Annotated in this window: 17 protein-coding genes; all 17 read left to right on the top strand. The window is 35.6% G+C overall.

The features are described from left to right. The 17 genes from LDN30_RS11165 (at position 1) to LDN30_RS11090 (ending at position 16,645) form a co-directional block, all read left to right on the top strand. A complete protein-coding gene (locus tag LDN30_RS11165) occupies positions 1-1,140 on the top strand; it encodes an EpsG family protein (protein WP_223929532.1) in 1,140 nt (379 codons plus the stop codon). A gap of 12 nt (positions 1,141-1,152) precedes the next feature. Further along, positions 1,153-1,875, top strand: coding sequence for an acyltransferase (locus tag LDN30_RS16460; protein WP_281069596.1), 723 nt, complete (start codon positions 1,153-1,155; stop codon positions 1,873-1,875). Next, complete coding sequence (locus LDN30_RS16345) at positions 1,862-2,206, top strand: DUF1919 domain-containing protein (RefSeq protein ID WP_241865342.1); 345 nt, start codon at positions 1,862-1,864, stop codon at positions 2,204-2,206. Before LDN30_RS16460 ends, LDN30_RS16345 begins: the two co-directional genes overlap by 14 nt. A 23-nt stretch (positions 2,207-2,229) precedes the next feature. Continuing rightward, positions 2,230-2,532 (top strand): DUF1919 domain-containing protein, encoded by a 303-nt coding sequence (locus tag LDN30_RS16530; RefSeq protein ID WP_373316919.1) that lies wholly within the window; start codon positions 2,230-2,232, stop codon positions 2,530-2,532. Continuing rightward, entirely contained in the window at positions 2,523-3,578 is a 1,056-nt protein-coding gene (locus LDN30_RS11150) for a glycosyltransferase family 2 protein (protein ID WP_223929531.1), read from the top strand. Before LDN30_RS16530 ends, LDN30_RS11150 begins: the two co-directional genes overlap by 10 nt. Next, complete coding sequence (locus LDN30_RS11145; protein WP_223929530.1) at positions 3,575-4,375, top strand: family 6 glucosyltransferase; 801 nt, start codon at positions 3,575-3,577, stop codon at positions 4,373-4,375. The genes LDN30_RS11150 and LDN30_RS11145 overlap by 4 nt, the downstream gene beginning before the upstream one ends. 10 nt (positions 4,376-4,385) lie before the next feature. Beyond that, on the top strand, positions 4,386-5,318 hold the full coding sequence (locus tag LDN30_RS11140) for an alpha-1,2-fucosyltransferase (RefSeq protein ID WP_223929529.1): 933 nt from the start codon (positions 4,386-4,388) through the stop codon (positions 5,316-5,318). A gap of 157 nt (positions 5,319-5,475) precedes the next feature. Then, on the top strand, positions 5,476-6,207 hold the full coding sequence (locus tag LDN30_RS11135) for a beta-1,6-N-acetylglucosaminyltransferase (RefSeq protein WP_223929528.1): 732 nt from the start codon (positions 5,476-5,478) through the stop codon (positions 6,205-6,207). Then, positions 6,191-7,207, top strand: coding sequence for a glycosyltransferase family 2 protein (locus tag LDN30_RS11130; protein ID WP_223929527.1), 1,017 nt, complete (start codon positions 6,191-6,193; stop codon positions 7,205-7,207). The genes LDN30_RS11135 and LDN30_RS11130 overlap by 17 nt, the downstream gene beginning before the upstream one ends. Then, a complete protein-coding gene (locus tag LDN30_RS11125; protein ID WP_223929526.1) occupies positions 7,204-8,367 on the top strand; it encodes a polysaccharide pyruvyl transferase family protein in 1,164 nt (387 codons plus the stop codon). The genes LDN30_RS11130 and LDN30_RS11125 overlap by 4 nt, the downstream gene beginning before the upstream one ends. 67 nt (positions 8,368-8,434) lie before the next feature. Next, positions 8,435-9,124, top strand: a complete 690-nt coding sequence (locus tag LDN30_RS11120) for a glycosyltransferase family 32 protein (RefSeq protein WP_223929525.1) — start codon at positions 8,435-8,437, stop codon at positions 9,122-9,124. Positions 9,125-9,126: 2 nt separating this feature from the next. Next, positions 9,127-10,326, top strand: coding sequence for a Coenzyme F420 hydrogenase/dehydrogenase, beta subunit C-terminal domain (locus LDN30_RS11115; protein WP_223929524.1), 1,200 nt, complete (start codon positions 9,127-9,129; stop codon positions 10,324-10,326). 8 nt (positions 10,327-10,334) lie between these two features. Further along, a complete protein-coding gene (locus LDN30_RS11110; protein WP_223929523.1) occupies positions 10,335-11,525 on the top strand; it encodes a glycosyltransferase in 1,191 nt (396 codons plus the stop codon). A gap of 34 nt (positions 11,526-11,559) precedes the next feature. Then, positions 11,560-13,086 carry a VPA1262 family N-terminal domain-containing protein gene (locus tag LDN30_RS11105; RefSeq protein WP_223929522.1) on the top strand — a complete coding sequence of 509 codons (1,527 nt, stop codon included), beginning with the start codon at positions 11,560-11,562 and terminating at the stop codon, positions 13,084-13,086. Next, entirely contained in the window at positions 13,073-13,672 is a 600-nt protein-coding gene (locus LDN30_RS11100) for a hypothetical protein (RefSeq protein ID WP_223929521.1), read from the top strand. Before LDN30_RS11105 ends, LDN30_RS11100 begins: the two co-directional genes overlap by 14 nt. Further along, positions 13,669-15,630: a hypothetical protein gene (locus LDN30_RS11095; protein WP_223929520.1), complete on the top strand. Its 1,962-nt coding sequence runs from the start codon at positions 13,669-13,671 to the stop codon at positions 15,628-15,630. The genes LDN30_RS11100 and LDN30_RS11095 overlap by 4 nt, the downstream gene beginning before the upstream one ends. 1 nt (position 15,631) lies before the next feature. Next, positions 15,632-16,645 (top strand): DUF2971 domain-containing protein, encoded by a 1,014-nt coding sequence (locus LDN30_RS11090; protein WP_223929519.1) that lies wholly within the window; start codon positions 15,632-15,634, stop codon positions 16,643-16,645. Positions 16,646-16,657 lie beyond the last annotated feature (12 nt).

The raw sequence follows: 16,657 nt of genomic DNA, 5'->3' as shown, positions 1-16,657 counted from the left end.
ATGGGAAATATATTCATATATTGGACATTACAGTCTTTTTGTTTGTTGACCTGTATCATATGTGGTGCCATTATTTCGAAATCCAAATATAATTATTGGAAAACCGCGTTTCCTTTAGTTATCGTTTATTCTTTAGTTGAAGGATTAAGATGGAATAGAGGCGTTGATTATCCGCATTATTGTCAAGATTTAATAAGCTATTCGTATGCCGATTATAGCGAGCCTTTATATTTAGGTTGGATTTCGTTGTTTAAAGCTTCTGGCCTGTCCTATTGGGTTGCATTTGTACTATATTCTGCCTTGTTGATAATTTCCTATCTGAAATTAGTAAAGAACTTTAGAAATAGTGCTTATCTGTCATTACCCTTATTCTTTATTATTACCAATTTGGCCGCAGAGAACTTAATTCGACAGTATTTGGCGGTCCCATTTGTTATATTATGCATCGATCAAGTATGGCGTAAGAAGTGGATTGTCGCTGGTGCGTTTGCGTTAGTTGCAGCCAATATCCATTATTCTGCTATAATTCCTTTAGCTGTTATTGCGCTTTATGAAATCAGCAAATTGGGTAAAGTGCAAGTTTTCTTCAGAAAACTTACACTTACAAAGAAGCCATACATCTTGATAGCTTTATTCTTGTTTACGTTCTTTTTTTGGAAGAGCTCCTATATGAATGAGTTAGCAGGTTACATATTTATGTTTGATATTTCAACAGAAGCTCATGGGGCAGGTTACCTAAGCGATAGATGGTTAACCACAGAGGGTATTGCTGACTTTTCAGGACAACGTCAAATTTCGCTTATTGCACGCACATTAATGCTTGGAACCTACTTGCCTGCAATTTATTTTGGCTTTTACGCAATGAAAAATAATGCAAAAGTGGGAATTTGCTTTTGGTTTTCTTATCTTGCAATTATTATTGATAACATACGTGGAGATTTTGAAATCTATGATAGAATTGAACAATGGTTTTTGTATATAACCCCCGTTTTGTACGCTATTGTTTATGAAAATATTAAGTCGAGGAATATTAAAATAGCTTATGGCATTTTGTTGTTTTTGCAATTCTTTTTCTATTCTTTCATAAAGAATATAGGAAGTATGCCATATTTTGGGTGCGCATTTGTTTGGGACAAATAACTTCTTTACACTATGAACATTAAGTGGTTTATTAAAAAACATGTCTTTCGTCAAAAGAGTATGGCTCAGAAATGTTCTGAGTATATAGAAACTTTGAGGCGAAAGGGAGTTAAAATTGGTGAGGGTACTATCGTAAATGATTATCGTGACATACTAATAGATTATTCAAGACCAGAACTTGTCGAAATTGGTAAGCACGTGTTTTTACATTCTGGTACAAAGATATTAACTCACGATTGGGCCAGTTGGTGCTTCGTGGAGAGTGACGCTAAGTTCTATCCTTCACATGCTAAGGTTGTTTTGGGTAACAACATTTGGTTGGGAGAGAATGTAACCATCTGCAAAGGTGTCTCTATCGGCGACAATTGTATTATAGGTATAGGATCCATTGTTACTAAGTCTATTCCTTCTGGCTCTGTGGCTGTGGGTGTGCCTGCTAAAGTGGTTGGTACTTATCAGGATTACATGAAGAAGCGCTCCAAACTATATGTTGACGAAGCTATAGAATATGCTAATGCGATATTAGATTCAGGTCGTGAACCGTTAGTAGAGGATTTTTATGACGATTATCCTTGTTTCGTAGATAGAACTAACTACAAAGAATATAATTATCCTTACGATCGAGTATTTGCCCCCCCCAGTTTTGATAGTTGGCTTAAAACCCACAAAAAGGTTTTTGATGGGTTTGAGGAGTTTATAAGTTATGTAAAGCAAAGAAGAAATGAAAAAAGATAATTTACTTTATCGTGCGAAGTGTAAGCTTTTAGGCTATGTTCGCTATGCTCAACGTGCTGTTTATTTTAGAAAGTTGAAAAGGTTGATAAAACCCACGACAAGTGTTATTACATCTAATTGTTTTGCTGGAAGAATCATGCAAGATTTGAAACTACAATACACCTCTCCTACTGAGGGCTTGTATTTTATGATGCCTGATTATTTAGAATTCTTGAAACACTTGAAGTATTATACTCATACAGCTAAACTCTCGTTTGTGAAACATTCACGTTATCAACTTGGAGAGCAACGTAGGCTTCTTACCCCCCCCCCTATCCAATTGGCCTCTTAGACGGGAAAGTTGAAATTCATTTCTTGCATTACGGCTCAGAAAAAGAAGCTGAGGAAAAATGGCATAGAAGATGTAAAAGAATTAATTTCTCTGATCTGTTAGTTATAGGTGTAGATCAAAATCTCTGCACTAAAAATGATATGGCGAGTTTTTCTAATTTGCCATATAAGAAAAAGATATTCTTTTCCTCTAAGGTTGTTCACCATAATGGTATTGTTTTTATGAAAGAGTATGCAAATTGTAATAATGTTGGTGATGCATATCATGAAGCTCATGTGTTTTACAAATATTTGTTGAAATATGCATCATCCCAAAAATGGATATAATTATGTCATATAAAATCTCATACATATTACCCATATATAAGGTAGAAAAGCAGTTGTCTCGATGTATTGATAGCGTCGTCAACCAAGATTACAACAACATAGAGATAATACTTGTTGATGATGGTTCGCCCGATAGTTGCCCTAAGATTTGTGACGATTACGCACAAAAAGATAGGCGCATTAAGGTCGTTCATAAACAGAACGAAGGTTTAGGCATGGCTAGGAATAGTGGTATTGAGGTTGCTTGTGGCGATTTTGTGATATTTGTTGATTCCGACGATTTCATAGAGCCGGATATGGGTTCTAAGCTGCTGAAAGCTCTTGTTGATTCTAAATCTCAGGTTGCATATTGTAATTATCGTCGAGTAGATACTATTCATGGAGTCAATAATGATGTTATCCAATCGGTACCAAAGTATTTCTATGAAAATGAAGAGGTACAAGAGGTTCTTTTAGGGATGTTCTCTAATTATAACCTTAACCGCTTAGATGGTTCTATAAATATGTCTGTTTGGCATTCTATGTATGACCTTCATTTCATAAAGGATCATCATATATTATTTAAGACAGAGCGAGAATATATTTCAGAAGATTTGATGTTCCACATTGATTTTCTTACCGAGGCTAATAGAGTAGTTTTTATAGATGATGTTCTGTATAATTATGATTTTAATCCGGACTCACTGTCGGCTAAGTTTCGCCCTTTTATATTCGACTCTTCTAAAAAGATATATCTCTATGCCAATAAAAAGTTTCTTTCTAAGAGTTTTAAGAATTTTCACTCTTTTACGGATAGATATTTGTTGGTTATAACTTTGTATATTATTAAAAACTATAAGCAATTTTTTACCAGCAAGGATTATAAGAACTTTATTAAAAAGATTCTATGTGATGAGGTGTGGAGTAATGATGTTGAATATTCTTCGTATGCTAATTTGTCTTTTAAAAACAAACTTTTTGTGAAGTCTATTCGATATAATTCTTTCTTTATGCTTAAAGTTTTGTCATACATTTGTAAAATGAAAAATAAAATAAAGGGAAAATGAAGAAAATTGCAATTTTGTACATTTGCACAGGCAAGTACAATCAGTTTTTTAAAGGTTTTTATGAGTCAGCGGAGAAATTCTTGCTTATCGATGCATATAAACACTATTTTGTCTTTAGTGATGATGTTAATTTATCAACAGAAGATAATGTAACTGTAACTTACAGAAAGTGTCAAGGATTCCCTGCTGATTCCTTGTTCAGATTTGAGTATTTTCTAGAAGTGGAGGATCAGCTTAAAGCGTTTGATTTCATCTATTTCTTTAATAGCAATTCGTTGTTTCTACAAAAAGTCGGTGTCGAGATTTTGCCCGATGAGTCTGGTTTAGTAGGAGCTTTGTGGCCATGGATTTATGTGTCTAAAGGTTTCCACACCCATTCTCCAGCTTTTTGGCCCTATGAGCACAACAAGAAATCTTTAGCCTATATATCTCCTTACGAGAAGAAACCATATCATTATTTCATGGGCGGAGTGAATGGTGGCACCTCTGTTGAGTATTTAAAGATGATAAAAACCTTGGCTAAAAACATCAGAACGGATTATGGTCATGGCATTATCGCTAAGGTTCATGACGAATCGCATATCAATAGATATTTTAGGGATCATGATTGCAAAATTTTGGGTAAGGAATATTGTTGGCCAGAGGATTGGGAGCCTGATTTTGAACCTAAGATGATATTTCGTAATAAAGTTAAGATAGATGAGAGTTTCAGAAAGGTAATTCCTCCCGAAACGCTTTGGCGGAAGGTCTGCAATTCAATAAAGCGGAACTTACGTGCATTGACGTGGTATCTATAAACACTATTCTATGATATTATTAGAAGTTAGAGGACGCCTTGGTAATCAGTTGTTTCGATACGCTGCGGCAAGAAAGATTCTTCACGATCGTGGCGATAAAGAACAACTGTTGCTTGGCTTTCAGTCCTTCAAAGGCAAGGACGTTAATGATGGTTGGCGAGATTGGCTTGAAGATTTCAATGTGCGGGATTATAGAAAAACAGATAAGGCAATGATTCCCAACATGGGAAGTTTAGTGCAACATTTGACTTTTTACCTTCAAGTTCTTGTAAAGGGATATTGTAAGGCAACAAGGCAAAAATTATCCAAGACCAATCCTTTATATAAGATCTTAAATTGGTCAGGCCTATTGTTGGCATACAAAAACAATTTTCTCTATAAGACTCCTAAGACAAAAAATGTATTGCTCGACGGATGGTTTGAGAATAAAGAACATTTTGATTCTATAAAAAGCATTATTAAAAAGGAATTTACGCCTAAGTTTGATCCTATAGATTGTAATAGCGAACTATACGAGATAATTGCAAATACGAATTCTGTGTGTATTTCTATTCGTCGTGGTGATTATTTCTCTAATCCAACAACAAAAAAACTACATGCAGTTTGTCAGGAATCATATTTTCTAAAAGCCATCGCTTTGATGAAAGATAAGGTGGATAATCCTACCTTTATATTCTTTTCAGATGACATAAATTGGGTCAAAGAAAACATTAAAGTTGATGGATGCGTCTGCTATTATGAACGAGGTGTTGATCCCGTATGGGAGAAACTGCGTTTGATGTACAGCTGCAAACACTTTATTATATCCAATAGTTCTTTTAGTTGGTGGGCCCAATACTTGTCACGCAATGAGAACAAAATAGTCATTTCTCCTAATCGTTGGTATAATGATGGTAGAACGTCTGATTTGCTAGATGAGAGTTTTATTAAAATAGAGCCATAGAATGTAATGATGAAACATGCATATTTAATAATCGCTCATTCCAATTTGAAGCAATTACACAAGCTTTTGCTTCTCTTGGATGACCCTCGCAATGACATATACATCCATTTGGATTTGAAGTCAAATTTGGATATAAAAAAGATTACCCCCCCCCGATATGAAATATTCTCATTGTAAATTCTGCGAGAGAGTTGATGTGCGTTGGGGAAATGTCAGCCTTATTCAGGCTGAGATGAATTTGTTTGAATTGGCTTCTCAGGTCGAGCACGCTTACTATCATCTGATTTCAGGTATCGATTTACCTCTTCATTCCCAAAACTATATTCATAATTTTTTTGATGGTAAGAACTTTGAATATATTGGATATAGCCCAAAGTGGGATATGAGAGAGCGTGTTTACTGTCATAATTTGTTTATGCAGTATATGAGATTCCCTAATCAATATATCAGAGGTGGTTTGCAGAAGATGCGACAGCTTTATAATAAGCTTCAGATTCTTGTTGGCTATAAAATGAAACAACCTGATTATGAATTTCAGGCAGGATGCAATTGGGTTAGTGTTACTCATGATTTTATTCTTTCATTGCTTGATAGGAAAGACGAGATTCTGCAAATGTATCAGTATGCTTATTGTCCTGATGAAATTTACAAACAAACATTCGCTTATAACTCGGAATTCAGAAATCGCATTTACAAATTGACTGATGAATTTGAAGGTTGTTTGCGAGAGATTGACTGGAAACGAGGTCGACCATATATTTGGCGCAAAGAAGATTACGATTACTTGTCACATTCTAACAAACTTTTTGCAAGAAAGTTTGATGAAAATGTAGATGAGGAGATAATTAACATGTTGATTAATAAGATAAAGAATGAATCAAACTCCTAAAGTTTCGATTTTAATTCCCATATATGGGGTTGAAAAATTCATTGAACGTTGTGCTATTTCTCTTTTTGAACAGACTTATCAAAATATAGAGTATATATTTGTAAATGACTGTACTAAAGACGATAGTATCAATGTACTTGAACGTGTCATAAATCGCTATCCTAATCGAAAGCCTTTTGTTCGAATCATTAACCATGCACAAAATAAAGGCTTGGCAGGTGCAAGAAATACGGCAGTTGCTAATGCTACTGGAGAATTTATTATGCATGTGGATAGCGATGACTATGTAGATAAGGAAATAGTTCGTAAGGCTATTGACAAACAATTACAATTCGATGCTGATATTGTAGTCATTGATTTTAAAAAGGCTAGCCCTGGTTTTTCTAAGATAACTAGATATGCTTCATTCAGTAATCCTGAAGAATATTGTCTTACAGTTTTGTCTCGCAAAAATTCAAATAGTATTTGGGCAAAATTGATAAGACGTTCTTTGTATGTTGATAATGGCATAAAGTGTAAACAAGGATGCAATCAAGGTGAAGATTACCAGGTTGTTCCTATATTGCTATACTATGCTAAGAAAATAGTCAATCTAACAGAACCATTATATTATTATGATTGTTCCAACGAGGGTGCTTATTCTAATAGCTTTACTATAAGTAAACATGATCAGAATTGGGAGTCAATGAATTTAGTTAAGTCTTTTTTTGAAGATAAAAGTAACATGTATAGGTATGCTGTCGATTGTGGAAGAATGCGTCAGATAGCAGATGATTTGATGATCAGTGCAAAAACTAGTGGAGCTGTATCTAAATGTTATTATGAATATGCCCGTACTCAATTGAAATGTATTGCTCCGGGTTGTAAGAAAAACGTAACTCTTGGAAAAAAGATAGTTTTATCCTTGTCTTCTAATTATTGTTTGATGAAATCATATGCTCTATCTATGAGATGGTTGAGACATCATCTCTTGATGATAAAATCTAAGATATCAAAATGAAACCAATAGGATTAGTAACTTGCTACTTCCATCATAATTATGGTAGTATGCTTCAGGCGTATGCCACAGAGATGATAATGCAAAAGATGGGGCTTCCTTACTTGACTATATCTTGTAAGCGTCCACGTGATTACATGGTTGAGAACAAATATCTCTATTACCTAAAGAAAATTCTTATTGGTGACTGGAAAATGTTCTTAGGCAAAGAGCGCCTTAAAAAGGCTATCAGAGAGCATCCTGATTTCGGGGAAAAATGGTCTATGCGAGAAGCTGCTTTCGACGAGTTTGCAAAGTGTTATTTTCATACATCTAAGTTTTGCCGGAACAGAACAGAACTTGAAGCCATGGCCAACGACTTCTCTGCATTCCTTGTTGGTAGTGATCAACTTTGGAGAACTGACAGTGTAGAACATGGTTACTACACGCTGGAGTGGGTACCTGATAATATCAGAAAAATCGCATATTCCACAAGTATAGGGGTAAAAAAAATACCTTGGTTTCAAGTTGGCAAAAACAAAAAGTTCATGAACCGATTCAACTTTATCGCCATGCGAGAACAGTCTGCATGTGATATAGTCAAATCGTTAACAGGCAGAGATGTACCAGTTGTTCTTGATCCCACACTTCTCTTTACTGGTGACCAATGGTTGGGAATCCAGCAACAAGAGCCTTTAACAAATGGCAAATACATATTTTGCTATCTTTTGGGAGACAATCCTTCGCAAAGGGAATTCATTAAAAGAGTAAAGGAAAAGACAGGATTCAAGATTGTAGCTCTTCAGCAATTAGATGACTATATTCCTTCGGATGAGGGATTTGCTGACGAGGCACCATACGTTGGTCCTCGTGAATTCCTTAATTACATTCGCAATGCGGAGTATGTATTTACTGATTCTTTCCATTGTTCAGTTTTCTCTATCTTGTATAAGAAGAACTTTTTTACGTTCAGCCGATTTGCGGAAGGTGCAAAGCAGAGTACCAATACTCGTATCGATAATTTGCTTCATATCACAGGTTTAGAGGAAAGAAGAATGACAAACGATAAGACTGTTGAAGATGTCATAAGCTATAAAGGTTCCTTCGATGGGGTGGATGCTAGATTGAATGCCTATAGAAAGTCATCGATGGATTATTTACATAGTGCTTTAAAGAATTTATAGCGATGATACCAAAGATTATTCATTATTGCTGGTTTGGCAATGCTCCGAAAGACTATATGGCGAAAAAATGCATAGAGTCTTTTGGACAGATAGGGGGGGTAAGATTGTAGAATGGAATGAGACCAATTGTAGTTTTGACGAGACGGAATATGTTAAGCCAGCTTATGAGCAGCGGTCTTGGGCACATGTTAGTGATTATTATCGCTTGAAGAGGCTTTATGAATATGGCGGTATCTATATGGATACGGATATTCAGGTAAAAAAGCCCTTTCCTGATAATTTTTTCAAGGCAGACCTCGTATTAGGCTATATGTATGAGTGTGCCATTTCTACGGCTGTGATAATGGCTGCCCCTAAGCATCCATATATCAAAGGATTGCTTGATATGTATGAGACAATGGCTTTTGATAGAAGAATTCCAAACAATAGTATATTTAATGATTTTACGCTTGCCAATTATCCTAACTTTAGGTTGAATGGGAAGTTTCGAGAGTTTATACCTAATGGTTTTATATATCCGAGATACTATTTCGAAGTTCCTACTTTTGGTAAGGATGGTGGTTATTCTGTTCATCATTTCATGGGGTCTTGGCATTGCCATAAAGACTCTTTTAAGAATGTGATTCGTAAGGTATTCAAATGGTCTAGATTTTATTGTCCTCTGCTTGACTGGTGGTATCAGAATTATTTTAGAAATAAGTTATTGCGTAGGTCAGGATACCATAAGCGATATCTTGAAGATTTATATAGAGATTAAGGATGATAGATATAAAAAACAAAAGTCAATGTTGTGGTTGCTGGGCATGCAAGAATGTTTGTCCTGTACAATGTATCACGATGAAAGAGGATGAGGAAGGATTCCGCTATCCTCATGTTGATAAGGATAAGTGTATTAATTGCGGATTATGCGAAAAGGTGTGTCCTTTGCAAAAGCCGAAAATGGACGATACGTTGCCTGAGAGTTTCGTGGTACAGCAAAAGGATACAGAAGTGTTACGTACAAGTACTTCTGGCGGCTTTTTTACAGCTATATCTAAATGGGCAATAGAGCATGGAGGTGTTGTCTTTGGAGCTGCCTTTGGTGAAGATATGGAATTGAGACATTCTTATGCTGAAACATTGGATGGCTGTAAGAAGTTTCGTGGTTCCAAGTATGTACAAAGTCTTATTGGTGACTGTTATTCGCAAGCGAAAAATTTTCTCGCCCAAGGGCGAGTCGTTGTATTTAGTGGTACTCCTTGTCAGATTTCTGGGCTTTATCATTTTCTGCGTGGGCGGAAATATGACAACTTAGTAACAGTGGACTTGGTGTGCCACGGCACACCAAGTCCACTGTTACTAAGGAAGTATTTGGCATATCACTCTGCTCAAATTGGAAGTAAACCGAAGGATTACCGATCAAGAGATAAATTCTATGGTTATAACTATAGTACTGCATCTATTTGGTTCTCCGATTCTGATAAGGAATATCACAAAGGAAAGGAATCTGATATGATGCTCCGGTTCTATTTTAAGAATATTTGTAGTCGTCCGAGCTGTTATCAATGTCATTTCAAAACCATCAATCGAGTGAGTGATTTTACTATATTTGATTGCTGGGATGCTCCTTCTGTATCTTCTGAATTTTCTTCAAAAGGTGCAACTAATGTATTTATACATACAGAACATGGGGCTTCTGTCTTCAAAGAAATTAAAACTGATTTTATTTGTCATCCATCTGAAATTAATGCTATTATAAAAAGAGATGGAGTCATGATAAAGAACTTGGTTCCTGTAAATCCTAGACGTAATAAGTTTTTTGAGGATTTGAATACTATGCCATTGGATGAAGTTGAGCGTAAATATTTGGATTGTTCTTTGAAACATAAAGTGCTTTCAAAGATTAAACCTTTTATGTTTAAAATAGGCGTTTTCTCTTTATATATGAAGGTGAAAGGCGCAATATGTCCATCAAAATAAACATGAGAATGCAAAATGAAGATAGGTTGAATATCCTCTTCTTAATGAAGGTCTTCGAGGTAGGAGGCCAGGAGGTCGTTACTGCAACACTCGCTGATACCTTTATAAAGAAAGGCCATCAGGTTGTTATTGCGAGCTTTAAGCAACCTAATGACATGATGGTAAAACGCACCAATCCTTCTGTACGTTTTTATACGATAGGAGACTTCAAGTATTCTAAGGAGAATGTGAATGTTGTTCGAAGAATATTGCTGGAAAATCACATCAATGTGGTTATCAACCAGTGGGGATTGCCATACGTACCATGTAAGATATTAAATGAAGCTAAAGAAGGAATGGCTGTTAAGACTATTGCGGTTTATCATAATTCTCCAGATACCAACGCTCGTATCAAGGATGTTGAAATTGCACTGTCAGAAACTCTTAATCCTTTGAAGAGAGCCATGCTCTATGCTAAGATGTTTGCATTCAAGCAAATCACAAGCAGGAGCATGAAGTATGTATATCAGCATACAGACTTGTATATGGTGCTTTCATCTAGCTTTGTCAAGAAGTTTAAAGAGTTTACTAGAATAACTCATCCTAGTCATCTTCAAGTATTGACAAATCCTGTGACCATCGATTCTTCCTCTTATGATTATTCTCTTTCTAAAAAGCAGAAAGAGATTATTTATATGGGTAGAATTGATTATAACCAGAAGCGTGTTTATCGAGTTGTGGATACGTGGGCAAAACTGGAGCCTGTGTTCCCAGATTGGAAGTTGACGATAGTTGGTGATGGTACAGCTCGTAAGGACATAGAGAAACAGGTCAAAGAGTATGGTTTGCAAAGAGTGTCTTTTGAAGGCTTCCAGCAACCTAGACCATATTATGAGCGTGCTTCAATCTTGATGCTTACATCTGAATACGAAGGTTTTCCTTTGGTGCTTGCTGAATGTATGAGCTTTGGTGTGATTCCTGCCGTATATAACAGCTATTCTGCTGTATGTGATATCATTGATGGGGGCAAGGATGGTATCGTGCTTCCTTATCATGAGAAGGGATATGATGCCAATGAAGCGGCAGGTATGATTGCCAATATCATGAAGGATGATGGTAAGCGTGAGCAAATGGCTTTGGCTGCCATTAAGAAAAGCAAAGAATATTCCGTAGAGAAGATTTATAGTGAATGGGAGAAGGTGTTTGAATGTATAAATTAAGATATCAAACCATACTTTACAAAGATATTATGTTATGGATTTAAAAAGCATTATTGGTAAATGCGCTATTAGACATTCCCTTCTGCTTAGAAGTGAAAATACTAAGCAATATTATCTATTGTTAGGCATTGTAGATGTTGTGGAACCTGATATGCAAGACTTTCCAGCAGATAAAAGAAAGATGGTTTGTGAACGTTCTCATAACTCTTCGGGAAGGAATCCTTACAACTTGTATTATACGGAAGATGTGATTACCTTAAGTGAGTCATTTTTGAAAGATACGGAGAATGCTTATAATGTAGATACAGATACTATCCAAATACTTTCGCCAGATGGCTTCCGTTTATATCCGAATTCTTCCAATAGCTTTTTACCAAGTTTTGATGATAGCAACAATCTTTTGAGACAAATGCTTCCCAAAAGAGATTGTGGGTGTGGGGTGCATGTATTGCGAGGAAACTCGGCTGCCATAGATAAACTATTGAAAGAAAATAAATATTTAATGGAACAACTCGCAGAGCTTTCTTGTAAGTACTTGCATACAGATGTTGGACGATATACGAATGTATTAGGAAACATCTATATAACACATTATCATCCAGAGTTTAGAACCGTGGATTGGAGAGTATGTTCATCACTAAAAGGATTACTCGGCAAGATAAAATATCGAAAAGAAGGTGGTGAAAGATACAAATGCTTTGCCACTAATACTGACAGAAATGGGCTTATCTTGGAAAGTAGCGAAGTTGAATTTCATACAGGTGACAGATTTATCTTTATACCGTTTCATACAGAGATTGACCAAATAGGCATCACTATTGTGGATGCAGAAGGTCAAATCGTCTATGCCAAGGAGAAAATGGCTTTTATCAGAAGTATAAGCATCGGGATGGGGATAAATTCTGTTAATGTTGTTCTGAAAGGAAAAGACAATAATGGAAATGAGACTACAGAACTTATTCCGAAATATTCAAGCATTCACAGTGTCATTGGAGAAGGTGGTACACAAGACAATACTTTTGTTGCTGACACAAAATCATTTGAACAAGCAGAAAAAGAACTTCGTTTTATATTTTTCGATGGAGACAAGGACAGAAAAGAGGATAATCTGAAAAAAGCGCGTGATGTTCTCATGAAAATTCTAAACACAGCAAACCGAAGGATAATCATTTGTGACCCATATTTTGGCGCAAACGAATTATACCATTATGTTTTTCCTCAAAGTTCTCTGGATGTAAATGTGTGGATATTGACCAGCAAGAATATCGATAAGATTCAAGCAAAGACTTTAAAAGAGGCACAAGATAAGTATAATCTGATAACAGATAGTAATAAGGTCACATGTCGTGTGATGAGAGGTAAGTCTGACTTGCATGACCGTTTTCTTATCGTGGATGACAGAGTTTGGATTCTTGGGACTTCCTTTAACAATTTTGGTGAGAGGGCTACAAGCGTGGCCTTGATACCGGAAGAGTCAAGAAAACGAATCATATCTAAGATAGAGGCTTGGTGGTTTGATAAAAATATAACAGAGGATTTGGGAAGCTATGCCGCAAATTAATTTTGGTTCATCACCATCGACAACGGACAAAATGCAACATGGGGTGAATTATGCCCTATTTGATCATAGCATTTATGGCAACGTGGATCCTGGATATTATGGCATTTTGTTGGAAACTGCACAAAACAGAGTTTATATCTGGGATCCTTACTGTAACGACAACTCTAATCAATATGATGTGTTTTCTCATATTCGAGAGCCTTTGGACTTGGTGGTGTTGACAAACTGTTCCAGCGATAAGGATCAGAGAATGGTTAACGGATTGAATTACATCAAACAAAATATCATAACCAGCATATTGAGCGACATGAAAATATCCCTGATGTATGTGGACTCGAAGATACATCAGGGACCCAATAATGTTAACTATTTCCTACATGACAGGTTTCTTATAGTGGACGATAGGTATTTCTTGGTAGGCACCTCATGGGGGTATTACTCTTCGCAAGGTGCACCAGGCACAACTGGCATATATGAAATTACGGAGGATGGAGATAAATTATTGATACAGTCTATGTTTGACAAATATAGACAGGTAGCAGAGAATGATGGTACAGTCAAAATGAAACCAATTGGAAGATTATGAAAGAAGATAGCATAATAAAGATATTTAGAACACGCATAGCAAGCACAGCTTTACAGACATTCCGAGATAAAAAAATGGTGGATGAGGTAAAGAGCAAGGATGGTCTTGTAAGTGAATTATATTCCTTGTTTACAGGATTGGAGAGTAAGTATAATCTGTTGAACAATGAGCAATTAGTTAAAATATTAAATGATGACTTATCAGCCTTATTGCAATCTAAAGTCAGCAAAGAGTCAATTACATTTATTGGCAATTTGGCAGCATTGGATAATAATGACACTTTGATTAGTTTGGAGAATTGCATGGCTACCTTGCTTGAGATTTTCCATGCTAAGGTAAGTAATGTGGGGAGCAAAGAGAATATTAATTACTTTGCTTACTGTCATATTGAATATATGGTGTTCTCTGTATATGGATTATATTGTAATGAAACGAAAGAACATCAGAGTGAGTCATTTCTTGAAAAGATAGCCGAAAGACCTTTGCATGGATTCTTTGATACGTTTATATTAGAGGACAACCTTGTGAAATCATTTGTTGACGGAATAGTGCCTCTGGAAATCTTGAAGCAAAACAGGGACTTTGCTTATGCGGACACTGCCAACAGATATTTAGATGAAATCAGCAGGAAAACTGACGATGAAATCATCGATAATTTGGATAGCTTTCTGACTTCTTCAGGCATCTTGCCGATAAACGACATCTTTTATATATTGTCAAGGAATTTGCTGAAGCAAAAAAAACTCGGTTTGTGGATATCTTTCATAATGAAAATGGAAATTCCTGTTTTACAGAATGAATTGTTATTTGCCATTGATGATTATACTGTGTTTGAGCAAATCGTAGATTATATTTTGCAAAACAATTGTAAAACACCTCATATAAAGATTGTTCTCGCTTTGCTTAGAAAACGCTGGTTGGATTGTCTCATTGAGAATACTAAGAATATTAAAGATTCAGTTAACATTAAGGATATCAATGATGATGAAAAGACATACATAGAAAAGGCAAACTCAGAATGGGAAGCTATGTTGGAGAAAGGTATAAGTATTTTTGTACAGCAGAACCTAAAAGTTTTCTCACCAACTGCCTTTTCCAAATGGTGCTTAAAAAAAAGCATTTTTGATAATTCAAGAAAAACAACTCAATCGGTTGCTAATAATATTGTTATTGCAGGGGTTTGGGATTGCTTGCTGCAACATGTCTGTTGGAAAGATCTTGATACCAGTAATAGCGATTACCGTTTCATATTATTCTGTATATCAAGTTGTTTGAAAGAAGGAAAGGTAGCTGAGGAAAAGTTGTTGGAACTTTCCAAAGATATGGAAACAGCTATTGGAAGGGATGATTTTATTTGGAGTATGAACTTGGATGAAACATCCCTTAAAGAAATGCGTTGTTGGTTAAATCTAATCTCTTTGTTGAATAAAAGATATCCTTTGGAACTTCTTGATAGAAATTTAACTATATGGGAAGGATATAACACAACGCCTCTAAAAGGAATATACAAACAACAGCGTAGAGAATGCTTTGTGATGTCCACTTTGGCTTTACTTTTTGAAAAGGATGATTATTTTGAAAATGACAAAGAAAAGTCAATACTTTTTAAGCAAATTGCTCGATGTATTATCAAGCAATGTCATTGCTGTGTATTTGAAAGGGATATCCAGCAATATTACTATCAGCCATTATTAATTTTAGAGCTTGTAGCAAATCAAATACTTACCGATGTAAAAGATTGGTATAACTTGCTATTGCTTAAGGAGCTTGACGATTTTAGAGTGCTGTTGAGAATCTTGACAGATGGCAATGCTGTTTTAACGGAAGAAAGTAATCGGATGCTTGCTGTAAGAAAATCTCATGAATGGATGTATATCAAGTCAACAATGGAGGATTTGGCTCAGACAAAACGAGAGATTCCTTTCTATGAGGAGAAAATGGTAAAATTAGGAATATAAAATGAAGCAGGAATACTTGTATAAATATCGTACAATAGAAAATCTAGATAGAGATTTAGCTATGATAGCAAATGATTCATTTTTTGCGGCTGGCATTACAGACCTCAATGATGATCAAGAGTGTTTCTTGGATGGGCAACTTTTTATAAATTCTTTACAGATTTTACTAAAAATGTTTCCAGGAAATAAAAATTCTGTCGAGAACGTGAAGATGACTTTTGAAAAATATGTCTCTTGTAGGGACAAGGTTGGCATATTTTCTTTAAGTAAAAATCCTTGCGTAGGGATGATGTGGGCTTTATATGCTTCTATGAGGCGAGGATATTGTATCATATACAATAAGGATGCGTTGCTGAAAGCACCAAGTAGTGTATATATGAATGATAGACTCATGCTTGAAGTAAAATATTCAAGGCTTGCACCCAAAGCAGACTTGCGAGACATATCAAAAGGTAAACTCCCACAGAAATTGTTTGGCTCAAAAGAAGCAGGATGGTCTGCTGAGGAGGAAGTTAGAATTGTTACTGACCGATTTGGAATGCAAAGATTGGTACCTTCTGCTTTACATGGAATAATCTTTGGCTCGGAAATGTCAGATAAAGACAAAGATAAAATCAAGGATACTCTTAAAAATAGAAATGTTTGCTTTTATCAGTTACAGCGTAAGAAGAATGATTATGGTTATGAATATGTTCTTGACGAGAAGTTTGAAATTTCGTCAGACTTAGATGTTGCCACCTATTTATCTCCCATAAAAACTGAATGTGGCGTAACTGACAATTTTTTCGTAAAATTGACGGTATCTCCAACAACAAAAGAATGGCTTGTTACATTTTTGAAAAGCTTCAGAAAGAAGTATGCTGATGGAAATCGCCAATGTAATATTTGGATTTTTGATAAAGATACCCCAAAAGAACAAATGGATATTCAAAGTGAACATTTTGAAGATCATCTACTCGCAGGATGGACTATCGATATTAAAGAGGAAGAATTAGATAGCTTTGTAAAACTCTAAAAACAAATATAC

Source organism: Prevotella lacticifex (assembly GCF_019973375.1).
Classification (GTDB): domain Bacteria; phylum Bacteroidota; class Bacteroidia; order Bacteroidales; family Bacteroidaceae; genus Prevotella; species Prevotella lacticifex.
Note: the sequence above shows the minus strand (reverse complement) of the source record. Positions and strands in the feature narration are given on the sequence as shown.